Genomic DNA, 21,553 nt, shown 5'->3' on the forward strand with positions numbered 1-21,553 from the left:
ATGGCGCTGATCCTGCCACGCAGTTATCACAAGATCGCCGCGGTGGAGAAGAACCGGATCTCATGGATCGAGCCGGAACTTGCGGAACGTCAGGACATCCGGCCATTAAGAATCGGAATCCTCAACATCATGCCCCTGGGCAAGCAGTATGAATTCAATCTGCTGCATCCCCTAGGGCTTTCACCTCTTCAGATCGAACCGATCTGGATAAGGCTAAGTAGCCATAGCTATAAAACATGGGACCTTGCTCATCTCGATAATCTCTATGTGAGCTGGGAGGAAGCAATGGAACCCAATCCTCTTGATGGTTTGATCATCACTGGAGCACCAGTTGAGCATCTTCCATTTGAGGAGGTGAACTACTGGCCAGAGCTAGTAAAAATCATCGAACAGGCACGGCAGAACTGTGCAAACACGCTTGGCTTGTGCTGGGCTGGTTTTGCAATGGCCTATCTCGAAGGTGTCGATAAAAAATCATTTGCCAAAAAGTTGTTCGGGGTGTTCCCAATGCGCAGCTTGGTCCCCGGCCATGCCCTGATGGGCACTCAAGACGATCGATTTGTGTGTCCGCAGAGTCGCCATGCTGGGTTGCATGATGGCGCAATGGAAGCAGCACAACGACAGGGACGTCTACGTTTACTTGCCCATGGTGAGAAGGTTGGCTACACAATCTTTGAGACCACCGATCAACGCCAACTGGTTCATCTTGGCCATCCGGAGTACAACGCGGGGCGCCTGTTAACAGAGATGGAACGTGATCAAGCGCGAGGTGATGTTCAGCCCCCTGAAAATTTTGATCCAGACAACCCTTTAACTCTATGGCGATCACATCGCAATCTACTGTTTCAACACTGGCTCTGGTTCTGCTATCAAAGAGTAAGCTTGCGTGACTAAAATGCTGTCATAATGACTATGTATAGCAAACAGAATAACCCAAAAAGCCAGGAAATCTCTATCAATCAACCTCGAAAGCACCATAGATCGAGGGGCTTTCTCATTCACGACTCAATTTTTTATAGCATGTAAATACAACAAAGGCACAATGAATCATTGGCAATCAGAAAGCATTAGAAGCATCAAAGAATGCATTTCCCTATAAAGCTACAATCTGCTAAAATGCATTGAAATAAAGCTTTCTATCACGAGATGCTCAATGATTAAAAAAAAAGATTTGCGACCTGCCTGATCTTTTCGACATTGATTCCACCTGGATCAGTCATGTCAGAGCCTATCAATGAGCAATACAAAAGCAGAGTTCTATAGCCAAAGATTCTTCATTGTTTGTCCCCACAAGAGAAGCAAAGTCATAGTCTATTGCAAAAGCCAAGTGTATCGGATGCACTAAGGATTCAGCAAAACACGCAAACGTTCTAGGCCAATGCTGATCGGAGTTTTTTCCGTAAACCTAACCGTCAAGTCTTGCTCATCGGTTGTGAGAGGTTCAATCCACGCTTTCTGCAGTTCACGCACGCTTAAATCTGCCTCAGAGGGGTCAGTTCCAATCCCCATCCTTGTAGCGATACGCTCCTGAGCTGTGAAATCACTACATTCACAGGCCACGATGGCAATCGGGCATCCTTGTTGACGCGCCAATACAAACATTCGCTGTCGTTCGCGTTCGCGTAAGAAGGTGGCATCGACAATTGTGGTGTAACCACTGCTCAAGCAACTTTGAGTCAATGCCGGTAGGCATTGATCAAACAACCACTGGGTGACCTCAGGTCGATAAGGGTCTCCTTGAAAAAGTGGTTTAATGCCAACACTTGTCATCGATCCTTTCTCAAAGCCAAGCAGCTTGTGCAGTGGTCGGCGACCGAAAGCACGCTGACGTTCAATATCTGAACGCAATCGTACTGCTGGCAACTGCTGATAGAGCTGCTCACTCAAAAAGGATTTACCACTACCGCTCAGTCCATGCATCAGCACAATACCGGCTGACTTTGTTTGCTGGACCTCTCTTGCCCGCTGAATATAGAGGTTGAGATCCTTAAGCAGCCGTTGAAGATGTTGCTGATCAACAGAGTGATGCTGACTCTGAGAGCAGAGTTGCTGCCATTGCAGACCACTCACCTTGGCGCGCACAAGCGCTCGGTAAGCCGAATACCAAGGCCAAAGATCAAGAGCCTTGTAATCGCCGGTGTGCTCAAGCCATTCGTTGAGTATCACCATGGCATCACCCTGATGATCGTGTACCTCAAAATCCATCACTAGAAATGCCATTTCACTAATCGGATCGATCCAACGAAGACTTGGATTAAAATCAATGGCATCAAAGACTTCTAAACTTTCATCGTTGTTTAAGTGTATGTTGCCGACATGAAGATCGCCATGGCATTCACGAATGGCTCCTGCATTGAGTCGTTGTTTAAAACGAAAAGCCAGTTCTGGCTGAATACTCTTAATCCAAGCTCGATGCTCCTCAAGCCAAAGCTCTAATGGCTCAGTAAGTGTCAATTGATCCAACACACGCAAATTGGCATGAACAGGATTGATTACCGCATCAAATCCACCAAAATCTCCATCTGCAGAAGCCGTTTTGACACTGAGATGAAACCCTGCAAGTTCGAAAGCAAGTCTTTTTAGGGATTCAGTCTTCAAAACCCCATCACTAAGATAAACACTGAGAAGACGAGAGACAGGGAACTGACGCATCTTCACAGCAACATCAACCACACCCTTTGTGGATGGATCATTCAATTCAAAGTTTTCATCGAGAACTTTGGCGCCATCAACTGATTCGAGAATCCTGGTCACACCTAGATAAAGGTCTGGAGCCAAGCGACGATTTAGTCGCAGCTCCTCTTGGCAAAAATGAAGGCGTTGCTTCAGCGTGGTGGCGTCTACAAAGTCCAAATGCACAGCTTTTTTGAGCTTGTAGGCATAGGAACCGGTCAGAAGCACCCAGGAAATGTGGGTCTCGACAAGCTCCACAACCTTCACCGGATGTGGATAAGCCTCTGGCTTCATTAATGCCTGAATCAAAGCGGGTTGTTTTTGCTTCGTCGTGGTCACCCGCGGAGTGTTTCAGCTATGACTCAACACTCGCATCTGTGACGACTCTCCGCCATCTATAAAGCCAACATGGTTCTGTTCAATGATGTTGGCTAGGAGCTCTATGGCACAGCCATCACAAAGACACGGTTGGGCAGAAGCTCGCCCTTGGACGTGGATGGCCAATTGGTTGAACTGCGCTGATGCTCGATCCTGGCTGCATCGACTACAAGACGGTGTGGCTTGGGAGCAACCGGTTGTTCGAGTCTACGGACGTGATCACGTTGTCCCACGACTGACGGCCTTCATGGCAGCTGAGGGGGTCAACTATCACTACAGCGGTGTAAGCCATCGCGGCAAAGGATTGCCTGATTGGCTCTATCCCTTGCTCAGGCGGGTGAATACGGCCAGCAAGGAAAACTTCAACGGTTGTTTACTGAATCTCTATCGCAATGGCAACGACCGCATGGGTTGGCATGCGGATGATGAAGCTGAGATTGAGCCAAACACACAGATCGCTTCCTTGTCACTCGGAGCAACAAGGGATTTCTGTTTCAAGCATCGCCATCAACCGTTGCGGGAAGTACTTCATTTGCAGGGCGGAGATCTGTTGATCATGCACCCTCAATGTCAAAAAGAATGGCTACATGCGTTGCCGAGGCGAAAGAGAGTGCTTCAACCAAGAATCAACCTGACCTTCCGTTGCTTTATCAAAAGCCAAGGTCTATAGCTCATCAAAATGCTTACATGAGATCAGATCAATTTTATCTTAAAATAAAATCGGATGCAAATAAATAATATCGATTGGCATAACAACAATACAGCAACTGATCTTCTTCTTTAAACGAGATAGGGCTTTGCAGGAACAGTTAGGGAAGAGTTTTGATGGCTAAAGGAGAATTACATCTAAGCCATCTTTTGCCTTAACCTAGGACCTCCTAGGACAGCAACAAAGGGTATTGCCAAGCAATCACTAAACATACTTAGCAAGGCAATAACCACTCTTATCAAAGTCAAGCGAGAACGACAGCGTTTCATTTTTCCAAAAACAAAACAACAACTGTCTTGGGATTGAGATGTATGGCCTTTGCAATGTGGTTGAGAAGTTCTAAAGACATTCTCGTTTCACCAACTGCAGAAGGACACTGCCGCTTTGATTGCGAATAAGATTTTCTCCACCAGAGGGCTGGGCAGATCACCTAAGACGATGGCAATTATGATGCTTGATGCTTCCTGTGTTATGCCTATTTCTAGCCACGCCAAGCACGATGAAGATGATGATGACTGTCTAGTAGGTGAGCTGAATGAAATTCTCCATTTAACCCTCCGATCATTTAATTCATTCACGCTCAGTTGCTCAAGCAGCTTACAGGCAGAGCATTCGCGTTCACGGAGTTAGCAAGTTGATTGTCTGATTTTTACACGGGCGAACGCAGCTCACCGGATTGGACTTTTTAAAAAACGCGCTTTGAAACCACTTGCGAACCTTCTCCCCTTAGATGCGAACCCTGAACACAAACGTGGCATCTGCTGTGAGTTGTTCAGTGAGATCAGCTTCAGGAGCAGGCTTGAGCCAAGGCGGGACATCTATGACAGTCCATGTCTTAAACCTAGATAGAGCCTCGTGACTTGTGAGACAGGGCACCGGCATCTTCACCAGCAATGCCATAGACCCCTTCTTTTTCTTGACCTACGCTTCTTCCTCCTATCACCATGAGATGTGATCAGGCAAAATTGAATTAGATGAGATCAAATGGAGGTTTAGGCGTGACTGTTCACGAAAGAGATGTTGATGATGATTCCTATGACGAAGTTGATGAGTACCTCATCAGCCAAGAATCTGATGAGGGAGAACGTGCTTACTTTCCAGTTGAAGGCTCAAAACCGCCTCACTACTGAGATCTTTGTCTTGGAAAAGATCAATAAGAACTTGAGATCTCAATTGCCTTCAGTAACCTTTGATCGATGGCAGGTGACAACTAAAGAGGTTTGTGCCAAGGCATATGCACCCTATAAGCAAGGCAGTATTTACTTGCAGATGATCATTCGCTGCGATGACAGCCTCAACCTTGCCCTACGCCAGGCACTAAAAGGACTGGAAGAGAACTGATGGAGCGCTTGCACTGGAGTTATCTAGAAGTTGGTTTGCTGGTTCTTTTCTACTGGGGTTTGATGATTTGGTGGATCAGGGGATCTAAGCGAAAGCAAGACCTTGCCAAACCGTTGACGGAGAAGGAGTTCGCTAAGTGCTTGGATCGGATATGGGCAAGGCACTTCTAGTTCTGCTTCTTACTCTTTGGGCAGTGCCTTCCAATGCAGCAGAAGTGCTTGCGATCGGTGATGGCGACACTCTCACCGCCAAAGAAGGCAGTCAAACAATCAAGGTGCGCCTTGCCTGCATTGATGCTCCAGAGACTTCCCAATCGCCCTATGGCAAAGCAGCACGACAAGCACTGAAGGGTCTATTGCCAGTCGGATCTGATGTGTCCCTTCGCTCCAAGCCAACTGACCGCTATGGAAGAACCGTGGCAGAGGTCATTCGCAATGGCACCAACATCAATCAGTCATTAGTGAAGTCGGGCAATGCCTTTGTCTATTGGAAGTACATCAAAGGGTGTGATCGTCAGACCTACGCCCACCTAGAGACCTATGCCCGACTGGGAGGTATTGGGGTCTGGTCTGTTCCTGCTGGGATCCAGCGACCTTGGGATTACAGGCAAAGCAAGCAGAGCGACAGCAAGGGAAAGCGTTATCGCTGCAAAGACATGAGTTCATGGAATGCAGCGCAAGAACTGCTCAGACAAAGACACTCCTGCCTGGATTGGGATAAGGACGGGGAAGCATGTGAGTCAATCAGGTGTGCAGGGCAGATTGCAACTTGATGAAGGTTTCGTGACGACAGAAGCCTGATCGAGCATTGTCTGATCGGAGGTGCTTGGGCGATGCAACATCCCATTTGGGCAACCCTTGCGTGGGCAGTTGCTGCTTTCGCTGTTGGCATGAAATTAAGAAGACTCTCCCATCTACTCTTCCAGAAGACACTGAATAGATCATTCACAACAGAAGACTTCAGAGCATCGCTAGAGCGTATCTGGGAGAAGGAAATAGTGCGATGAAACTGTCATTCGAGCATGCTTAAATGATTTCAATTAAAAAGTTATGAACCTATAGTTAATTACTACTGGCGTATCTAACTATGGAAACAACCGCAATGATGATTACACCATAGGTCCAGATTGCTCCACTTCTATTCGTTAGCCTCTCTAACCACACAGGAAATCCCGAAGCATCAATTATCAGTAGACAGGCTAGACCCAGGACAACCATGGGAATGCCTAGCGCTAGCAATAAATCCATGCGTTTACCTCATTGACCCTAATCATATCCTTTATATCGTGAAAGCAAGTATTTTTGTCAAGACTAAGAAAAAGTCTGTAGTTTCTTTGGCCAACTTGGCTTTATGGATTGATATTACTTTTCCGCCAGCCTGGCATGAAACCCCTCTTTTAGGGGAAACAGCAAGATCAAAAAACCTCCTTCTTGGTGATGTTGCTGCAGGTTGGTTGCGCGATAGTGTGTTTGTCTGTGTCGAGAGCCTCACAATCAAAACCTCTAATATGAATTTTAGTTCAATCGAAGTCAACTATCTAAAGGCTCCGCAGTTGCATTAGCATTCATTCATGTGGCGAAGGTGAAAACCTGAAGATCATCAACCAACAATGAAACTCTTTTCTTAAATCTCTATTGCTGCCGTTCTCGGATCATTGCTCTTTACTGCTGCTGCTTCTAAAGCGAATCCACAAGTCGAACCTTCGATACACACGCTTTGCATTGAAGCTAATGACTACGCTGGCTGCGTCAGAGTAATGAAAGGCGACACTATTAACACGGCCAGGTAGATTCGTTCACAAGGTGCAGATATTGCAGAAGGTAATCAATGCCCATCAGGTTTTGCCTACGTTGGTGGAGGCAACTGCATGGAGGTTAAATGTGTCTACAACACAGCAACGGGTCTTGGCTTTGATACCGAACATGACCAACGAGTTGCAGGAAAAGCTGATTTGGGATGCAAGGGATCTTTTTGGCATGGAGCTGGAGTAATGCAACTTCAAGGCACCGCAAGAGCAAGCATCAATCCTGACTGACCTCCTGGCGAACCTCAAATCGGCTACAACAGCACTTTTCAAACACCTCCTGCTAGAGGGGAGAGCCCTTCAGAACAAGCTGCTCGAGAAAGTCGTGAAGAGCCAAAGTGCGATTTCAGGCTCCGTCAATACAAATGCAGCTATAACGATTACTTGGATGCCAACCCAGCCATGAAGAAATGGGCTGAACTGAACCCAGAAATGGCAAAGAAAGAAAGCTTTCGCCTGCAATCAGTTGATTAACTTTACTGGGGGGGGGGGGGATTATGAGGTCTATTGCCTAAAAAATGAACAAGAGCATAGGCGCGTTTCTCCTAGCAGTAGCGTCATAATCCAAAATGCCTGTGGGGTAGTTGCATGCTTAAAAGGTACTTCATTATCACTTCCCTTTTGGCTGCAGCTACCAGGCGACCTAAATTGTAGTCATAAATAAAGAGTGAGATAGTCCTCCTTTGACTTCATGGGGCACACCATCTCTCTGTTCATCGCATAGCAGCTGCGTGTTCTCAAGTGCCTAACGATCAACTAGATAACGATTGTTGATCAACTCATCAAAGACTGTTGCGCCTCTTGCTTTCTTCCCAGCTGATACAGGAGTGACCTGATCAAGTACAGCGGCAAAGCAAGTGATCCAGAAACTACCTTTGCAGACACCAGCTGATTGGCAAATGTGATCAGGAGCGACTTCAACACAACCCTGCGTTCGAGAAACTTTGATACTTGCGATTTGAGAGTCCAGCGCTAGATCCAATAGCTTTGCCTCTCTTACAGTTATTGTTGTTCCAGCGGCATGGCATTCGAGCAGCATTTGATAGTTCATTTATGGACCAGCTGCTAGTAGAGGCTAGCTTCATATGCATGCTGCTAATCGTTTAAAGGGACACCCGCTACCCCATTGGTATTTCTTGCAGGCCGGAGAACTCGAAGATGCGAGAGTGCGTTGGCAACAGAGGCCTGCAGGGTCAAATCTGCCATTGGCAAGGGGTCGTGTCACCCTCTTGCACCAGCTCAGAGATAGCAAGTTAAGCCCTTGGCTTTTGCTCGAGAAGACCTTTCAGGATTTCCTTTTGCCTAGCAGCAGCACGGATATAACCCCTGTGTACCTCTGCTTCAGCCAATTCCTTCTTTAGAGGAGCTTCTACCTCAGCCAATTCCTTCTTTAGACGAGCCAATATCTCAGCTATTTCGTTTTTTAGACGAGCTTCTGCCTCAGCCAATTCGTTCTTGATACGAGCAATCCGAAGATCGATTTCCTGCTCGCTTTCCTGGCTACTGGTGCTGCTACTCATCTAGATACCGAAGGGCTTGTCCAGCTGATGTTCTCACATGACCAGATACAGCAAGAACAAAAAAAGTTGTGTCCAACTTGAAAAGAAGTGGATCGAGGCTCGTTTTGCTGAATATCAGGACAACGACGAGGCCAGCGAGCCAAGCGAAGGGCAATTCTTCCTCATCGACAAGATCACAAGAGAGAAGCATCTGGGTAGAAACCTGGCGCAAGCAAAGAAGGTTTAGGGTTCCCTCGAAGATTCGATCGATTGATCGATGGGTTCTTATTGACGCAAACCGTATTCGAGACGTTCAGGAGGTGATACCTAGCCCCGACCGGCCCTGGTTCCTCCGACCTTTTTAGTTCGCTCTCACGTTCTGATGGCGTCATGCTGTAGAGGTCTTGAACTGCACGAGCTGTACTCACGATTCGACGAAGACTTGAATGCTCCCTTTGGCTACACCATTCCTCGTGATCGCGTTGTTGTGATCCCTGATTCTGAGTACAAGGCTGCTCAGGAGCGTCAAACCGCACAGCGCGTTGCTGGTCTTGAAGCACGCAGAGCAGAGCGTCTCTCAGTTGTTGATCAGCTCGAGAAGCAGATTGATGAATTGCAGCCTTCTCAGTAAGAAGAAGTAACAGACAAGGGTTGGCGGCTACCAAAGAGTGGCCGCTGGGCCAGGTGATGGCGATCAGCTGGTCTTTTGTGAGTGGGTTATGCCTCCTGACCTCACACAGGGGGCTTTTTATTGATCACATAAAAACTCCAGCAAAGAGGTAGTGCAAGGGGTTGATCAATCCAATCGCTCTGCGTAGTCCCTAAGTACTTCTGCAATTTTGTGCGGTGGGATTTCTTGCTGATATTCCCTGCAGAGATCGAAGAGCTTGTCAGTGAAGTCCTTCAAAGGGCTTGCTTTCTTGGTTTCAGTCATTGAGCAGTTTCCACATCAGGAATGCTGGCATGCGGATAAAAAAAGAGCCCCCATAGGGCCTGATTTGTTCTTTCTGCTTTTTCCAAGTAGTGGCTCATAACATCCTCCTCCAGTGGAGATACCCTTTTAGGGTTTGTGGGCTTCAGTTGCTTTTGCAGCTCTCGAAGCGCGAATATTGCAAGCATAGAACTAATACCCATAACAACTAGAGCAGGTGTGCCCATGCCCTGAAACTCCATGCACTTATGTGTTTGCGCCTTTGTTATCGTTATCCCCTTGGCATGGCTATGAACGCCTGCAGCGAAATCTCTATCGTTCGACAGAAACCATTTCATGCAGCGTCAATAACTTAGGCCGGTTGGTGAGTATGGCATCACAGTTCAAAGGCACCACAAAGCCCTACATAGATGGACTGGGATAAGACCTCTGAATGCTTTCTGAGTTAATATTAGGTCCTATTCCTTTCGTGATCCTGATGCACTGTGCCACCTCGGCAGAAGATTAAAGTTGACGCTGTTGCTGATGTGATAGCTCACAGACTTGAGTTTAATGTACACTCTTATGGTTGGGAAAGTAGTACGCCAAAAGCAGCAGCCTTTTCTGGAGTATTAAATTAAGTAGGTTAAACTAGTCGCCCCCTAAAGCACACGTTCTTCCAAGGACGTCTTCATAGCAAACCTTATATTCAAACCTTCAAGCGACAGTTGATCCACTCATTATCAAACTGCATGTTGTATTTTTTGTAAAAATTTAAGCCAGTATCGTTCCAGGCGAGCGCCTGAAGAGACAGGGAAATGAACTAAGCCCTTGTCCTGATGTCAGAAGAACAACTCAAAGCCTTTCTCGAAAAAGTAAAAGCAGACACCAGCCTTCAGGAGAAGCTCAAAGCTGCAGCCGGTTCCGATGCAGTTCTTGCGATTGCGAAAGCGGCTGGGTTGATGATTTCTGCTGACGACTTGACGAAGGCTCAATCAGAGATTTCAGATGCAGAGCTGGAAGATGCGGCTGGGGGAGGGGCTCAGGGCCCTGCTTGTTGCGCAGCAATGGAATCTTCGGATACGAGATGCGGCTGGGTGAGTTGGGTATTGAGTGAGGTCGTACCACCGCAATAGCCATTGATACTTACCATACAGATAAGCGAACCCTAGCTTTGCTTGTATTCAGCCAGTTTACACACTCAACCTCCCCCTGCATTGACAGGGGTTTTTTATTGCTTCAATCCCCCCAAAAAGCCCATAAACCTCCATCTAATACCTGACACCATTGCAAACAAAACAGCTACAGCTTGCACCCATCCAGTCACCCAATGCATCTACAAAAAATGCAAGGCAGAGCAAATAAAGCCTCAGCATCTTTAGCCCTACATCTGTTTATATCTCCTCAACCTATTCACCAAAGTCTTCGATCCCTATCGCCATCAAGGATGCCATTGGCTTTTCCAAATCTCACCGCAACCTGATGCCATTCCTCAGGGATTTGATTGAGGCGAAAATCAAACGCAAAGGGCAATCTTTGTTGGTCTGGAGAAACCCTCTTCTTCTTGCTTCTAGCTCTTCTACTGCTCACGAGTCGTTTAAGCATGCGACTACCCCAATGAAAATTTGGAGCGCCTTTGATCTTATGGAGATAAAGCTGGCAGAAATGCTCATAGCTCCTGGCGCACCCATCAAGCGTTGCCGAGAGCTTTAAAAAGGCAGGACTCCATTCCGTGATACTATGTTATTTCAGCCTGCCGTAGTGGGTCGCTTCCCATAGATCAACTTAAGGATAAGGATTGTCACGTTGAGTGTGAAGGTAATGATATTTGCAATAAGAACAGGAAAAGCATTCGTTTCTATTGCATAGATAATCCAAAACAAGAGACCAGTGATAAACATCAAGAGCATCACTATTGATACATCATCAGCCTTCTTGCTTTTCCATGTCTTTATGACCTGAGGTATGAATGCAATGGTCGTTAATGCAGCAGCTATAAAGCCGAAGGTGTTAGGAGTTATGAGTTGATCAATGCCCATTTAGAACTCTAAGAATTAGTTTCTAGAGAATGGTTCTCTCAGTGTAATTGCACAGCAGCTTTGTCTATCTAGAGAGGCATACCCCAGTAGCTTTTGGGAGTGCTTTAGCAAGACGCTCCTTGCTTAGGCGCTACTTTTCAAAAAACCCTTTATCGGCTGTGCTCAAGCAAAAACGCCAACAGCTGTTCATATGACGGAGCGAGTGGTGCTTTGTTTCGATAAGGAATTGGATGATTGTTGCTTCCTTGTGTATTTGCTTAGTCCAGGGAAAGCCATGCGTGACGCAATGGCTCTCCGCTCTGTGACCTTCAGCTTTTCGAACTGCTCCTTCTTTGCTGGAGGTAACGACCTAAAGGCTTGAGGGGAAATGCCTTGGCCTCCAACTCATTCATCAGAGCCTGAGGCGTTAGGGCCTGGGAGTCGATGTGCTCCACAATGTCACGCGCCAGCTTCTTGTCGAGGTTGTTGATCTCCTCAATGGCTGCAAGCAACCCATCAGCGATCGACACCTACCACCTCCTTGGCGACCTCACACCGAGCAATCCGTGCCTTCTTCGCCTGATCCATTGCAAGGTGGAAGGTCTGAATGAATGCCCGCAGAGCCTCAACCAAGGCAAACCCATAGAACACGCCCCAAAAACCGTTCCCCTCAAAAGCCTCTTCTAGAGCTTCTCCTGCGTTCTCGAGCTCCTTAAGCACATGGCCATAACCATGGAGGATCTTGCGTAGCTCAGCCTTTTGGCGCAGGTTGAGATCCATCTTCTCCTGCAAATCAACTCGTTCAGCTTGGAGCTGAAAGATATGCGCCTTTTGACGACCGACTTTTCGCTTGTATTGGCACGAGCTCTGTTGAGCTAATGAGCCTCGTCGAAGAGTCGGTTGTAGAGCTTCAGGGCATCACCACCGAGGTGGCGGGGTAACGATTGCGAGTGATTTGAACAGGAGCCATAGACGCAGGGCCAATTCGTTGAGAATGGTAGCTCAGATATGTCTACACCTTGAGCACACTTTGGCGTTATTAATTCGACACTCTGTAGCTCTACTGGCTATGCTGGGGCCATGCCAAGCGTCAAGCCCCGTGTTGGCTGGATCATTGATCCAGAGCTGCTCTCCTTGTTAAAGGAACTGGCGGATAAGAGCGGCAGAACAGTTCCGAAGGAAGCCGAACAGGCGATCAAGAATTGGCTACAACTCCACGGCAATCTCCCTCAGGATTAATTTCAGTCATCTGATCAGGGCTTCCAGACCTGATCTGTAGGCAGGAATGGCTTGAAATGCCATTCGCTGACCATTAAGCCCCCCTTTGTGGAAGAGCAAATGGAAAGCTGCAACCAGCAATCAAGAGCTGAATGATCACTGACCACAAGATCATCTTCTTGCACACCTCTGGCCATGCGAGCTCATCAGAGGTGTGCAAGGCTGCCGGGATGGACATGTGATCTAGATGGAGACGCACACTGCTCTACTCACGTTGATCTCAATGGCGGTGTTGGTTGGCCTTGGTGTTGGCTATTTGGCAAAAACTGCGCTGTTCAAGAACGGTCCAATCGAGAGAGGTCCACTCGGGCAAATGAAGGCAGGAGGGCTGTTTGACTTTGGAACTGGGACAAAGGTCAGCTCTAAACGAAACCCTCCCAATCAACCGAAGATCAGTCAGGACGAGACAATCAAAGCGCGATTGGAGAAGACCTTTGCTGATAGCGCATCAGGAATGGACGACTGAGAATGACTGTGGTGCAATGAATTACCAAGCATTATAGAGAAGTCATCGTTCTCGCATGACCCAATTTCTGGTGTAGCAAAGACATCAAAGTAATGGCAAAGCAAAACTCTCCTTGATTAGTATTTTAATAAGTCTTGGTTTTAACAAGTCTTGGTTATCAGTGGTTGAACGGAGACCGCTCTTGGATGTTTGGGTTGAACGCAGATAATGACAGCAGGCCGGTGAATACAGGCGATGTTGATACTTATATCAAGGGAGCTAACTCCGTTAGTGATAACCATGATGTCTTCTTCTCGTATGTTGCATCAGGACTAGAAGCTTTCAGTAACAGCTGGAATTTCAATGCCTATGCACAAGTTTTAATCACTGACGTCGAAATTGCTTCAATCCTAAAAATCCCTGGAGAAATTCACATCATTTGATTGAGAAAACGACGGCTGCGCTCTTCACGAGCATTCGCGAAAAACTCATCTGGTGATGAGGTCTCCACAACCTTGCCCTCATCCATAAACAACACCCGATCTGCCACCTCACGGGCGAAGCCCATCTCATGGGTGACAACCACCATGGTCATCCCATCATTCGCTAGCGACCGCATCGCATCAAGAACCTCCTTGACCCGTTCCGGATCGAGAGCGCTTGTCGGTTCATCAAAAAGCATGATTTCAGGTTGTAGTGCGAGTGCACGAGCAATGGCTACTCGTTGTTGCTGCCCTCCACTCAGCTGGCCAGGGTATTTACCTGCCTGCTCGGCAATTCCCATCTGAGTTAATAAATCATTAGCGCGTGCCTCCGCCTCCTTTCGAGGCCGACGTTGCACACGAATCGGTGCAAGGGTGATGTTGTCGAGGATGGATAGATGTGGGAAGAGATTGAATTGTTGAAACACCATGCCCACACGTTTACGGATACGTCGTATCTGATGTTCATCGTGGTCTGCATCTAAGGGGATACCAAGCACTTCAAGTCGCCCTTCATCAAGCGACTCGAGTCCATTGAAGGTTCGAATCAAGGTGCTTTTACCAGAACCAGAAGGACCCATTACGACCAAAACTTCTCCGCTTTCAACATGCAACGACACCTCATCAAGAGCTCGCTGATGATCACCAAAGGATTTAACAAGGCCTGTGGCTTGAATGGCTGGAATCATTGCTTTGAAGTCGCAGACCTTGTGGGGCTCAGTTGATGTTCAAGATGACGGGCAAGTAAGGCCATAGCAGTGCAAACCAACCAGTAAACCCCTGCTAGCCACACATACACCTCCAGATACCGACCAATGAAATCAGGGTTGGCCAACAGGCTGCGACTGATCCCCAGGAGTTCCACCAAACCCAAGATGGCCATCAGGCTGGTGTTCTGAAGCAATCCAACTGCTTGGTTGGTCAGGGCCGGTAGAGCTGTACGAAGTGCCTGCGGCAACACCACAAGTTGAATTATTTGCTTAGGACTCAGGCCCAGCACAGCAGCAGCTTCACGCTGGGTTCGTGGGATCGCTTGCAATCCACCGCGCACGTCTTCAGCAATGTATGCAGCAGCAAATAATGCGAAGGCCAATACAGCGCGCAGGACTCGATTGACTTCTAGATGCATGGGAAGGAAAAGGGGAATCAACAGCTGACCAAAAAACAACACTGCGATTAGAGGAACAGCCCGCATCACGTCGATATAGACGCTGCAACTTCGTTGGATCACGGCCAGCCTGGTTTGACGCCCGAGTGCCAAAAGGATGCCCAGCGGTAGAGCAAGAGCACCGCTGCAGGCGGTTAGCAGCAGGGTGAGGGTTAGGCCACCCCATGCATGAGAAGGGATCGGCAGTAAACCGAGGCCACCAGCAAGAAGAACCACACCACAGGGCACCATCGCAATCCATACCAAAGGCAAGGCCTTCCGAATCCAACCCCGACGTGGCCCTAACAGCGTTAAAAAGGTGAGGCCTATCAGCAGCGCAATCCAAAGAAATGGGCGCCAACGTTGATGAGGTGGATAGCTACCAAAGGCATACAGCGGAAGGTTTTGGCTAACGACTTGCCAATCCGCATCAACAAAAAGCCAATGCAGGGTTGTGGTCGCAACCCAACCAAGCAGGGCAAGCAGCAAAACAGTCATCAAGCCATCCAGAGGGGTGGCCAATAGGTGCCGTTTCAGACGTTTAAAAGGGCTTGGCCCAGACTGCATCAGGATTTAGCAGGTGTACTCAGGAGAACTAGAAACTCAATTCGGACCACTTCTCTTGGGATAGAAACGATCAAGGGACAGGCTCAAACGCATAGGCCATCGATGCAGATCATCAACGTAAGCCCATTTGTACATCCTGTTGAAACAGAGGTTCTGTTGCCCTTGTTGAGCCAAGCATGGACAGAAGCAAAAGCCATTTCTATTGCTTAGAGATCAACCAAGATCTAGGCAATGGAGAGAGCTGAATTCGCTGAAATCTTTGCCAAGGCAACGGTGCTGAATTTCGCACTCTTGACCTTCTGGCTGATTGCTTTCATACGGCATCGTGAATGGGGCTACCGCTGGCATTCACGATGGTTCATCGATCTCAGCAAGAGAAGCTTTGACCGCCTCCACTATGGCGGAATGATGCTTTACGAAATCATGATCATCCTCTTCTGCTTGACACCTGCTTTGGTACTTAGGTGAGGTTAATGATCATTTTGGCTTCTGCATTGCCTCGGAGTGCATTGTCTACAGCTAAGTAGTAGTAGTAGTAGTAGTGCAAACATTGAAGGATTCAATGCATCCCTATGGGAATGTTGAGATCTCAGCTTATTAATCGAGACTGGTCTCATTGGCGATATTTGATGATGTCGCCAATGAGATCCACTTGCTAAGTGGTCTCAGCAGGCTTAGGGCCCCTCAGCAGGTTGATTGCAGATAGGAACAATGCTGCCCCGAATAATGTTCCCAGAGCCCAAATGCTGTCTGATGGCCATTCAATAACAAGTAAGAGGCCGAAGATTGCAGTGATCACTCCATCGAAGACCACCAATCCACCTAAAGGGCTTGGAGATGCTGCACCTCCAGCCAATTCCATCAAGCCTTCTATGAGAAGCAAGACCCCTGCAAACAAGGTAAGGCTAATTTCACTATCGACCGGGTCGATCAAAATCCAAAGAGCAGCTGCGATATAAAGCACGCCACTGAAGCCTCTAAACACTTTGCCCTGCAAGCCCGCTTCACCGCCAAGACGCAATAATTGGCCAATGCCTGCGGCACAGGCAGCCCCCCCGAGGGCAATGGTTAGCAAGGTGGCCGAGGCAAAAGGCAAAAGGATGGCAATGGCAGCTGCAATAAACAAGAGCACTGCTGCGATGCGCCGTTGAAGTAAAGAATCCATGAAAAACAAAAACCTAATTGAGCTTAAGGCTATTGCTGGGATCTGATCACAATCCGATTGAGAACTTCCATCCCTCCAGTGATCAGAAGGTTAAGCAGCAAAAAACTGATTAACAACAAGAAGAATCCTTCAATCGCTCTGCCGGTCTGTGTGATTGTCGTATCACTTACCGCATAGACATCGGCATAACCTACGGCGATCGCCAATGTGCTGTTTTTGGCCAAGTTGAGATATTGGCTTGTCAGGCCAGGCAGGATGGCTGGTAAAGCTTGAGGTAACACCACCCGACGTAACCCAAAACGTTCTGGTAAACCAAGACTGCGAAACGCTTCCCATTGACCACTCGGAACAGAATTCAATCCACCGCGGACAATTTCAGCAATCGATGCTGCTGTGAAGACGCTTAGGCCCACTAATAAAGCCGAAAATTCAACGCTCAGATGTAGGCCAAGCAATTCGATGCCTTGGTTCGAGACACGTATCAAGGCTCCTAATGGCGCCAAGGGGGTCCCGGAAAGGCTTAAGAAAGCAACGAAATACCAAAACAACAGCTGAAGCAACAGAGGGATCTGCCGGATCAAGGCCACATATCCGCTCGACATTGCTCGCAACAGCAGATTGCGGCTACTTCTGGCAGCGCCTGCAAGCACTCCAATCACCGTGGCCAGAATAAGGCCGCAAAGGATGACCTTGAGGCTGTTTAGCCAGCCCATGCAAAGAGCCCAGGCATAACTATCCGAAGGCCTATAAGACAGCGGATGTTCAGCTAGAGCAAAGCCTGCAGGTCGTCCTAACCAAAGAAAGCTGAGCCCCATGTCCGTGCGGATCAGATTCACAGCGAGATTGTTGATCAACACGCCAAGAATGGTCAGCAGAGCGAGAGCGACGCCAACTTGCAAGCAAAAGTGCTGCGAGCGTTTCATGGGGGGGGTTAGTTAAATGGTGGCGCGATCAGTAAGCCACCTTGCCGATAGGAGCGATTTCGGCCTCTGGGAATTGGCACAGAACTGTTTGGACCGAGGTGGCGGTTGTAGATCTCTCCATAATTGCCTGTGGCTCGGATCACCTTGACAACGAAGTCATCTACCAGACCAAGCTTTTGACCAAGGCCAGCATCAACGCCTAGAAAGCGTCTCAGCGACGACATCTGTGGGTTTGTCTGGGCTTGTTCAAGCTTGCTGTCGACATTCTCTTGAGTAATACCAAATTCTTCAGCGGCAAAAAGAGCAAAGACCACCCATCGGATGGCATCACCAAGCCGCTGGTCTCCACCCACTGAGGCTGGGGCAAGCGGTTCCTTACTCAGCACAACATCAAGAATGATGTGCTGTTCAGGATCAGGAAAACCAGATCGGGCCGCTGCTAGCTGAGAACGATCGGAAGTCATCGCTAGACATCGACCCTGAAGGTAACCGGCGACAACCTGATTGAGATCTTGATACTTGATCGGCGTATAAGAAAGCTTTCGCTCCTGAAATGCATCGTTGAGGTTTTGTTCTGTCGTGGTGCCTGAGCCAACACAGATGTTGCTGGCTTTCAAATCCTGAAGGCCCTTAATTCCGCTACTTCGCTTGACCATCAACCCCTGGCCATCGTGAAACACCACCGGTGCAAAGGTGAGACCATTACCTCCTGCTGCATCCCGACTGAGATTCAATGTGGTATTCCGCGAAAGCAGATCAATTTCGCCTGTTTTTAAAGCAGTGAAGCGTTCGGGAGCTGTAAGAGGGCGATATTGCACTTTCGTGGCATCGCCAATAAATGCAGCGGCCATAGCGCGGCAGATATCAACGTCTAGCCCTTCATAGCGACCATTGCCAAGTAGAAAACTAAAGCCTGGGATCTTGCCGCTGACACCACAATTCAATTGGCCGCGCTTGCTGATCAATTCCAGCCGAGAACCACCACCTTGATCAATCGAGGCACATCCTGTGGCAAGCAAAGACAGAGTGACTAGACCTGTGGTTAAACGCCTCATCATGTTGTAACTATGCAATTCAGACTCATTCTCTCAGATCTTTGACAAAGCTTGAGAATAATTGATTACCACCTGACGCTATGCAGTAACTAAAACATTCCTTGGTTCAAAATAGAACTAGAGAATAGAATGACTCATCTTAAATCCCAAGACTAACTCTTGTATGAAGTAGATGTCTTCAGAAATATTTTATAGCCTGTAATTAAAATGGATTTGTTGCTCCTTTGGACCGAGGGAGGAATGGGACTTGACATGAACAGCTAGGCTTTGCGGTAATTAAATAAAAGTCAAGTGAGTGATCTTGCCGCTATTAACTCTTTTCGTGAACAGGGCAAAGATTTTCGTTCCATGTTAATGGTATGGGATGGTATATATTGAATCGCTAGAATTATCGATTCATCATTGGTCAGAAGTCTGCTTGGGGTGAAGTGGAGATTCCTAGAAAGTATAGGCTAAGGGCTCAAGAGCCAATCCCTCCCTTATTCAATCAGTCATTTCGCTTGTAGAGACTTCTAGACTGACTAGATGCATGACATAATGCTTTTAACAGAGCGTTAAAGCTCTTTTGCAGCTTACGATTTTTTGTCTACTTCGATACCAATAATGATTTTATATGATAATCAATGACAGGAAAGAAAGCCACATGGCGCAAAGAAAGTCTATAAGGTCCTCATGCCTTCTGCGCTATAGCCTAATGATAATCAAAGGGTATTTATGGTTCTTAGTTGGATTAAATGCTAAAAATAGCTCTCATGCTGATCACTTAATATGCGCGTATGATTTTTTCTGTAATGCCAATTGTATCGCAACAGAAAGCGATCAGACAAAACTTAGAAACGACTGTATCCACATCTTGTCTCGAAGATTTTTAGGGGTAATCCAGTTGCTGCCATTGCAGCTCGACACTCAGCGCCAATGGTGCCGTAGACCTCAACACTAAAACCATCACCAAGTTCTGCATGCTTAGCGAGATAGTCACCAACGATGGGGTTTGATAGATGAGCCAAAAAGGCCGCATCATTTGCATAGACCTCAGACCAAACAAAAGCGAGGGGATCGTCTGGATCCTGATCAAAGGTGTGATGCAACATCCCAGGCTCAGAATCCTTAACCCCTGCATCTGTCGTCGCAGCCAATGAAAGATAATCATCAACACAGCCTGGTTTTACATGGATGCGAGCCAGAAGAAGAAAGGGCGTAGAAGCATCGAAGTTCGCCATGAAAAGCATTGGTGAGCTTAAGAGTTATAGCAGCCCTAAGCAGGTGTGTGAGAGAATTTCAAAATGAACCAAGGCATCATTTTTTCAGCAGCAAATCAAACTAATGATTTTGTAAAGTAGCGCGTTTTATGGTTGGTGAAATATACAGCCCGACTGGAATATTCCCAGGAAGTTATTGCATTGACAAAATATCATCGTGTCTAAAGAATCAATGATTTAGATGAATCTAAGACCTTTAAGCCAGTTCAAGATTTGAAATCATTGGCGCTGCAAACAACTCTAACGATAAGACGACTTAGAAAATCTTGGGCATCATCTCAAATACAACCCTTCTAGATATGAGCAGGCTCTTGATTGCCGCCTATGCGTTCAAATAGATCAAGACTTTCCTTGTTAAGGCCCACCACCTCGACTTCCGATCCTCCAAGGCGAAGCTTGCGGATCACCTGATCCAACGCAGCAACTCCGCTTTGGTCCCAGATGTGTGCTCGCGACATATCGATCGTCACTTTGGCAGGGTGCTTGTGAATATCAAAGCCCTGTAAAAAATAAACCTTGCTCACGAAGAACAATTGTCCACTGACTTCATAACGAAGCTCATCAGGGTTGACTTGAATAACACTGACACGGATCACTTTGGCAACTTTACGGCTGAAGAGTATTCCTGCGAGTGCAACACCCGCTAAAACTCCCAGCGCCAAATTATGGGGTGTGGTGAGCATGGTGACGGCAAAAGTCATCAGCATCACAGCTGTATCGCTACGAGGAATCTTTTTGAGCTGTCGGAGTCCGCGGATATCAGCAGTACTGACAGCAATCGCAATCATCACAGCCACTAATGCCGCCATAGGGATTTGTTCTAACCAGACTCGACCCACCAAGATCATTAACAATAAACTGACGCCAGAAAACAATGTTGAAAGTCTGCTACGCCCACCATTCTCTGTATTCATTACCGATTGACCGACAAGTGCACAACCGGCCATTCCTCCAAAAAGAGAGGAGACAACGTTTGCGATTCCCTGGCCTCGAGCCTCAACATTCTTGTTTGATGTGGTATCAGTTAAATCATCAACGATGTCTTGGGTGAGGAAAGTCTCAATCAGCCCAACCAAGGAAACCGCGAGAGCTGTGGGTAACACCAATCCAAATGTTTCGAGGTTGAATGGCACTTTCCCATCTGCTAATGACCCAAATGGAAGTGTGAAACTAGGAAGACCAGTCGGGAGATGTCCTAAATCTTTAACGGTTGGAATATCGAAGCCGAAGCCGATGCTAATGATCGTCAAAACAATGATGGCCACGAGCTGAGAAGGCAGCAAGCGAGTCAAGCGTGGTAAGCCATAAATAATCACCAAGCCAAGGATCACCAACCCCCAAACCAAAGGGATCTGTCCACCAGTAGGCAAAATCTGGGTGGCATGATCGCTAACTACAGCTTCTCCGTAATGCAGATTCAGGCCTAATTGGGGTAATTGAGCTTGAAAAATCAATAAGGCGAGTGCATTCACAAATCCACTTAGAACCCCTTGAGGAACAAAACGCATTTGATAGGCAAGTCTCAAATAACCCCAAAGGATTTGCAAGAGCCCAGTCAATAGGCCTGCTGCCATCAAATAGGCAAGGCCTAGGCCTTCACCAACGGCATTACCAGTCGCCACAAGCCCTGTCATCAAAAGTGCTGTCGAGCCAGTCGCTGAGGTGATCATCCCCATGCGTCCGCCGACTATGGCGATGGTGACTGAAAGGCAAAACGCTCCAAAGAGGCCCACTTGCGGATCAACACCAGCGATGCCTGAAAAGGCAATCGCCTCTGGGATCATTGCGAAGGCAACCACCAGCCCAGAGAGGAGATCTTTTGGAGGGTTGCCTAACCACTGTTTGATCAACGATGGTTCTGACCGGTTAATCATTAAAAAGGCTGGCTTTGACGGCAGAC

Annotated in this window: 30 protein-coding genes; 13 read left to right on the forward strand and 17 right to left on the reverse strand. The window is 47.6% G+C overall.

The genetic code is table 11. From position 1 onward, the window contains the following. Positions 1-894, forward strand: a complete 894-nt coding sequence (locus AKG35_RS04585; protein WP_011130254.1) for a homoserine O-succinyltransferase — start codon at positions 1-3, stop codon at positions 892-894. Positions 895-1,341: 447 nt separating this feature from the next. Here the strand turns inward: AKG35_RS04585 and AKG35_RS04590 are convergent, their stop codons facing one another. After that, positions 1,342-3,012: a bifunctional aminoglycoside phosphotransferase/ATP-binding protein gene (locus AKG35_RS04590; RefSeq protein ID WP_041384370.1), complete on the reverse strand. Its 1,671-nt coding sequence runs from the start codon at positions 3,010-3,012 to the stop codon at positions 1,342-1,344. Positions 3,013-3,115: 103 nt separating this feature from the next. Here AKG35_RS04590 and AKG35_RS04595 point away from each other — a divergent pair, with 103 nt between their 5' ends. Continuing rightward, positions 3,116-3,721 (forward strand): alpha-ketoglutarate-dependent dioxygenase AlkB family protein, encoded by a 606-nt coding sequence (locus AKG35_RS04595; protein WP_011130256.1) that lies wholly within the window; start codon positions 3,116-3,118, stop codon positions 3,719-3,721. A 765-nt stretch (positions 3,722-4,486) separates the two neighbouring features. Here AKG35_RS04595 and AKG35_RS12770 read toward each other — a convergent pair. Beyond that, positions 4,487-4,660, reverse strand: coding sequence for a hypothetical protein (locus AKG35_RS12770; RefSeq protein WP_162009610.1), 174 nt, complete (start codon positions 4,658-4,660; stop codon positions 4,487-4,489). A gap of 147 nt (positions 4,661-4,807) precedes the next feature. Between AKG35_RS12770 and AKG35_RS13380 the strand changes: the two genes are divergently transcribed. The 4 genes from AKG35_RS13380 to AKG35_RS12780 all read left to right on the forward strand — a co-directional run bounded on the left by AKG35_RS13380 (position 4,808) and on the right by AKG35_RS12780 (position 7,136). Beyond that, entirely contained in the window at positions 4,808-5,101 is a 294-nt protein-coding gene (locus AKG35_RS13380; RefSeq protein ID WP_197524599.1) for a chorismate-binding protein, read from the forward strand. A 136-nt stretch (positions 5,102-5,237) separates the two neighbouring features. After that, positions 5,238-5,873: a thermonuclease family protein gene (locus tag AKG35_RS04605; protein WP_011130258.1), complete on the forward strand. Its 636-nt coding sequence runs from the start codon at positions 5,238-5,240 to the stop codon at positions 5,871-5,873. A gap of 513 nt (positions 5,874-6,386) precedes the next feature. Further along, positions 6,387-6,662 (forward strand): hypothetical protein, encoded by a 276-nt coding sequence (locus AKG35_RS04610; RefSeq protein ID WP_157859816.1) that lies wholly within the window; start codon positions 6,387-6,389, stop codon positions 6,660-6,662. Positions 6,663-6,968: 306 nt separating this feature from the next. Further along, positions 6,969-7,136: a hypothetical protein gene (locus AKG35_RS12780; RefSeq protein WP_157859817.1), complete on the forward strand. Its 168-nt coding sequence runs from the start codon at positions 6,969-6,971 to the stop codon at positions 7,134-7,136. 514 nt (positions 7,137-7,650) lie between these two features. Here the strand turns inward: AKG35_RS12780 and AKG35_RS04615 are convergent. Beyond that, entirely contained in the window at positions 7,651-7,956 is a 306-nt protein-coding gene (locus tag AKG35_RS04615; RefSeq protein ID WP_011130261.1) for a hypothetical protein, read from the reverse strand. 202 nt (positions 7,957-8,158) lie between these two features. Beyond that, positions 8,159-8,425, reverse strand: a complete 267-nt coding sequence (locus AKG35_RS04620; RefSeq protein ID WP_011130262.1) for a hypothetical protein — start codon at positions 8,423-8,425, stop codon at positions 8,159-8,161. A 37-nt stretch (positions 8,426-8,462) separates the two neighbouring features. On the opposite strand from AKG35_RS04620, the gene AKG35_RS04625 reads away from it, so the two are divergent. Next, on the forward strand, positions 8,463-8,651 hold the full coding sequence (locus AKG35_RS04625) for a hypothetical protein (protein ID WP_041384374.1): 189 nt from the start codon (positions 8,463-8,465) through the stop codon (positions 8,649-8,651). Between the two features lie 135 nt (positions 8,652-8,786). Then, on the forward strand, positions 8,787-9,035 hold the full coding sequence (locus AKG35_RS04630) for a hypothetical protein (RefSeq protein WP_011130263.1): 249 nt from the start codon (positions 8,787-8,789) through the stop codon (positions 9,033-9,035). Positions 9,036-9,200: 165 nt separating this feature from the next. Here the strand turns inward: AKG35_RS04630 and AKG35_RS13300 are convergent, their stop codons facing one another. Together AKG35_RS13300 and AKG35_RS04635 are read right to left on the reverse strand one after the other, a co-directional pair. Next, positions 9,201-9,338, reverse strand: coding sequence for a hypothetical protein (locus tag AKG35_RS13300; protein ID WP_167523913.1), 138 nt, complete (start codon positions 9,336-9,338; stop codon positions 9,201-9,203). Then, a complete protein-coding gene (locus AKG35_RS04635) occupies positions 9,335-9,673 on the reverse strand; it encodes a hypothetical protein (RefSeq protein WP_011130264.1) in 339 nt (112 codons plus the stop codon). The genes AKG35_RS13300 and AKG35_RS04635 overlap by 4 nt, the downstream gene beginning before the upstream one ends. A gap of 480 nt (positions 9,674-10,153) precedes the next feature. On the opposite strand from AKG35_RS04635, the gene AKG35_RS04640 reads away from it, so the two are divergent. Next, positions 10,154-10,450, forward strand: a complete 297-nt coding sequence (locus AKG35_RS04640) for a Nif11-like leader peptide family natural product precursor (RefSeq protein ID WP_011130265.1) — start codon at positions 10,154-10,156, stop codon at positions 10,448-10,450. A 612-nt stretch (positions 10,451-11,062) separates the two neighbouring features. Here AKG35_RS04640 and AKG35_RS04650 read toward each other — a convergent pair. The 3 genes from AKG35_RS04650 to AKG35_RS04660 all read right to left on the reverse strand — a co-directional run bounded on the left by AKG35_RS04650 (position 11,063) and on the right by AKG35_RS04660 (position 12,112). Next, positions 11,063-11,353 (reverse strand): SemiSWEET transporter, encoded by a 291-nt coding sequence (locus AKG35_RS04650; protein ID WP_011130266.1) that lies wholly within the window; start codon positions 11,351-11,353, stop codon positions 11,063-11,065. Positions 11,354-11,661: 308 nt separating this feature from the next. Continuing rightward, positions 11,662-11,862: a hypothetical protein gene (locus AKG35_RS04655; protein ID WP_011130267.1), complete on the reverse strand. Its 201-nt coding sequence runs from the start codon at positions 11,860-11,862 to the stop codon at positions 11,662-11,664. After that, complete coding sequence (locus tag AKG35_RS04660; RefSeq protein WP_011130268.1) at positions 11,849-12,112, reverse strand: hypothetical protein; 264 nt, start codon at positions 12,110-12,112, stop codon at positions 11,849-11,851. The genes AKG35_RS04655 and AKG35_RS04660 overlap by 14 nt, the downstream gene beginning before the upstream one ends. A 300-nt stretch (positions 12,113-12,412) precedes the next feature. Here AKG35_RS04660 and AKG35_RS12785 point away from each other — a divergent pair, with 300 nt between their 5' ends. Further along, complete coding sequence (locus AKG35_RS12785; RefSeq protein ID WP_157859818.1) at positions 12,413-12,571, forward strand: ribbon-helix-helix domain-containing protein; 159 nt, start codon at positions 12,413-12,415, stop codon at positions 12,569-12,571. 14 nt (positions 12,572-12,585) lie between these two features. Here the strand turns inward: AKG35_RS12785 and AKG35_RS12790 are convergent, their stop codons facing one another. Then, positions 12,586-12,747, reverse strand: a complete 162-nt coding sequence (locus AKG35_RS12790) for a hypothetical protein (RefSeq protein WP_157859819.1) — start codon at positions 12,745-12,747, stop codon at positions 12,586-12,588. A 50-nt stretch (positions 12,748-12,797) separates the two neighbouring features. Between AKG35_RS12790 and AKG35_RS04665 the strand changes: the two genes are divergently transcribed. Beyond that, on the forward strand, positions 12,798-13,076 hold the full coding sequence (locus AKG35_RS04665; RefSeq protein ID WP_011130269.1) for a hypothetical protein: 279 nt from the start codon (positions 12,798-12,800) through the stop codon (positions 13,074-13,076). A gap of 164 nt (positions 13,077-13,240) precedes the next feature. Next, positions 13,241-13,498, forward strand: a complete 258-nt coding sequence (locus AKG35_RS04670; RefSeq protein WP_236069663.1) for a hypothetical protein — start codon at positions 13,241-13,243, stop codon at positions 13,496-13,498. On the opposite strand, the gene AKG35_RS04675 is transcribed toward AKG35_RS04670, so the two are convergent. Together AKG35_RS04675 and AKG35_RS04680 are read right to left on the reverse strand one after the other, a co-directional pair. Beyond that, entirely contained in the window at positions 13,486-14,226 is a 741-nt protein-coding gene (locus tag AKG35_RS04675) for an amino acid ABC transporter ATP-binding protein (RefSeq protein WP_011130271.1), read from the reverse strand. The genes AKG35_RS04670 and AKG35_RS04675 overlap by 13 nt on opposite strands. After that, positions 14,223-15,251 (reverse strand): amino acid ABC transporter permease, encoded by a 1,029-nt coding sequence (locus tag AKG35_RS04680; protein ID WP_052646172.1) that lies wholly within the window; start codon positions 15,249-15,251, stop codon positions 14,223-14,225. Before AKG35_RS04680 ends, AKG35_RS04675 begins: the two co-directional genes overlap by 4 nt. A 231-nt stretch (positions 15,252-15,482) precedes the next feature. Here AKG35_RS04680 and AKG35_RS04685 point away from each other — a divergent pair, with 231 nt between their 5' ends. Then, positions 15,483-15,719, forward strand: a complete 237-nt coding sequence (locus tag AKG35_RS04685; protein WP_041384377.1) for a DUF6868 family protein — start codon at positions 15,483-15,485, stop codon at positions 15,717-15,719. Positions 15,720-15,906: 187 nt separating this feature from the next. Here AKG35_RS04685 and AKG35_RS04690 read toward each other — a convergent pair whose 3' ends face one another. From AKG35_RS04690 to AKG35_RS04710, 5 genes are all read right to left on the reverse strand, one after another. After that, on the reverse strand, positions 15,907-16,416 hold the full coding sequence (locus tag AKG35_RS04690) for an HdeD family acid-resistance protein (protein ID WP_011130273.1): 510 nt from the start codon (positions 16,414-16,416) through the stop codon (positions 15,907-15,909). Positions 16,417-16,445: 29 nt separating this feature from the next. After that, positions 16,446-17,339 (reverse strand): ABC transporter permease subunit, encoded by an 894-nt coding sequence (locus AKG35_RS04695; protein ID WP_011130274.1) that lies wholly within the window; start codon positions 17,337-17,339, stop codon positions 16,446-16,448. An 8-nt stretch (positions 17,340-17,347) separates the two neighbouring features. Beyond that, positions 17,348-18,397, reverse strand: coding sequence for an amino acid ABC transporter substrate-binding protein (locus AKG35_RS04700; RefSeq protein WP_011130275.1), 1,050 nt, complete (start codon positions 18,395-18,397; stop codon positions 17,348-17,350). An 827-nt stretch (positions 18,398-19,224) separates the two neighbouring features. Then, positions 19,225-19,614 carry a putative quinol monooxygenase gene (locus AKG35_RS04705; RefSeq protein ID WP_041385015.1) on the reverse strand — a complete coding sequence of 130 codons (390 nt, stop codon included), beginning with the start codon at positions 19,612-19,614 and terminating at the stop codon, positions 19,225-19,227. A gap of 332 nt (positions 19,615-19,946) precedes the next feature. Beyond that, positions 19,947-21,527, reverse strand: a complete 1,581-nt coding sequence (locus AKG35_RS04710) for a SulP family inorganic anion transporter (RefSeq protein ID WP_011130277.1) — start codon at positions 21,525-21,527, stop codon at positions 19,947-19,949. Between the last annotated feature and the right edge of the window lie 26 nt (positions 21,528-21,553).

The organism is Prochlorococcus marinus str. MIT 9313, from assembly GCF_000011485.1.
Classification (GTDB): domain Bacteria; phylum Cyanobacteriota; class Cyanobacteriia; order PCC-6307; family Cyanobiaceae; genus Prochlorococcus; species Prochlorococcus marinus_D.

Excerpts from the sequence above, each read along its gene's own strand:
- AKG35_RS04585 (WP_011130254.1), top strand. The coding sequence starts at position 1 with ATGGCGCTGATCCTGCCACGCAGTTATCACAAGATCGCCGCGGTGGAG.
- AKG35_RS04595 (WP_011130256.1), top strand. The coding sequence starts at position 3,116 with ATGGCACAGCCATCACAAAGACACGGTTGGGCAGAAGCTCGCCCTTGG.
- AKG35_RS12770 (WP_162009610.1), bottom strand. The coding sequence starts at position 4,660 with ATGGCATTGCTGGTGAAGATGCCGGTGCCCTGTCTCACAAGTCACGAG.
- AKG35_RS13380 (WP_197524599.1), top strand. The coding sequence starts at position 4,808 with ATGAGTACCTCATCAGCCAAGAATCTGATGAGGGAGAACGTGCTTACT.
- AKG35_RS12780 (WP_157859817.1), top strand. The coding sequence starts at position 6,969 with ATGGAGGTTAAATGTGTCTACAACACAGCAACGGGTCTTGGCTTTGAT.
- AKG35_RS04615 (WP_011130261.1), bottom strand. The coding sequence starts at position 7,956 with ATGAACTATCAAATGCTGCTCGAATGCCATGCCGCTGGAACAACAATA.
- AKG35_RS04620 (WP_011130262.1), bottom strand. The coding sequence starts at position 8,425 with ATGAGTAGCAGCACCAGTAGCCAGGAAAGCGAGCAGGAAATCGATCTT.
- AKG35_RS04625 (WP_041384374.1), top strand. The coding sequence starts at position 8,463 with ATGACCAGATACAGCAAGAACAAAAAAAGTTGTGTCCAACTTGAAAAG.
- AKG35_RS04630 (WP_011130263.1), top strand. The coding sequence starts at position 8,787 with ATGGCGTCATGCTGTAGAGGTCTTGAACTGCACGAGCTGTACTCACGA.
- AKG35_RS13300 (WP_167523913.1), bottom strand. The coding sequence starts at position 9,338 with ATGACTGAAACCAAGAAAGCAAGCCCTTTGAAGGACTTCACTGACAAG.
- AKG35_RS04635 (WP_011130264.1), bottom strand. The coding sequence starts at position 9,673 with ATGAAATGGTTTCTGTCGAACGATAGAGATTTCGCTGCAGGCGTTCAT.
- AKG35_RS04640 (WP_011130265.1), top strand. The coding sequence starts at position 10,154 with ATGTCAGAAGAACAACTCAAAGCCTTTCTCGAAAAAGTAAAAGCAGAC.
- AKG35_RS04650 (WP_011130266.1), bottom strand. The coding sequence starts at position 11,353 with ATGGGCATTGATCAACTCATAACTCCTAACACCTTCGGCTTTATAGCT.
- AKG35_RS04660 (WP_011130268.1), bottom strand. The coding sequence starts at position 12,112 with ATGGATCTCAACCTGCGCCAAAAGGCTGAGCTACGCAAGATCCTCCAT.
- AKG35_RS12785 (WP_157859818.1), top strand. The coding sequence starts at position 12,413 with ATGCCAAGCGTCAAGCCCCGTGTTGGCTGGATCATTGATCCAGAGCTG.
- AKG35_RS12790 (WP_157859819.1), bottom strand. The coding sequence starts at position 12,747 with ATGGCCAGAGGTGTGCAAGAAGATGATCTTGTGGTCAGTGATCATTCA.
- AKG35_RS04665 (WP_011130269.1), top strand. The coding sequence starts at position 12,798 with ATGGAGACGCACACTGCTCTACTCACGTTGATCTCAATGGCGGTGTTG.
- AKG35_RS04675 (WP_011130271.1), bottom strand. The coding sequence starts at position 14,226 with ATGATTCCAGCCATTCAAGCCACAGGCCTTGTTAAATCCTTTGGTGAT.
- AKG35_RS04680 (WP_052646172.1), bottom strand. The coding sequence starts at position 15,251 with ATGCAGTCTGGGCCAAGCCCTTTTAAACGTCTGAAACGGCACCTATTG.
- AKG35_RS04685 (WP_041384377.1), top strand. The coding sequence starts at position 15,483 with ATGGAGAGAGCTGAATTCGCTGAAATCTTTGCCAAGGCAACGGTGCTG.
- AKG35_RS04690 (WP_011130273.1), bottom strand. The coding sequence starts at position 16,416 with ATGGATTCTTTACTTCAACGGCGCATCGCAGCAGTGCTCTTGTTTATT.
- AKG35_RS04695 (WP_011130274.1), bottom strand. The coding sequence starts at position 17,339 with ATGAAACGCTCGCAGCACTTTTGCTTGCAAGTTGGCGTCGCTCTCGCT.
- AKG35_RS04700 (WP_011130275.1), bottom strand. The coding sequence starts at position 18,397 with ATGATGAGGCGTTTAACCACAGGTCTAGTCACTCTGTCTTTGCTTGCC.
- AKG35_RS04705 (WP_041385015.1), bottom strand. The coding sequence starts at position 19,614 with ATGGCGAACTTCGATGCTTCTACGCCCTTTCTTCTTCTGGCTCGCATC.
- AKG35_RS04710 (WP_011130277.1), bottom strand. The coding sequence starts at position 21,527 with ATGATTAACCGGTCAGAACCATCGTTGATCAAACAGTGGTTAGGCAAC.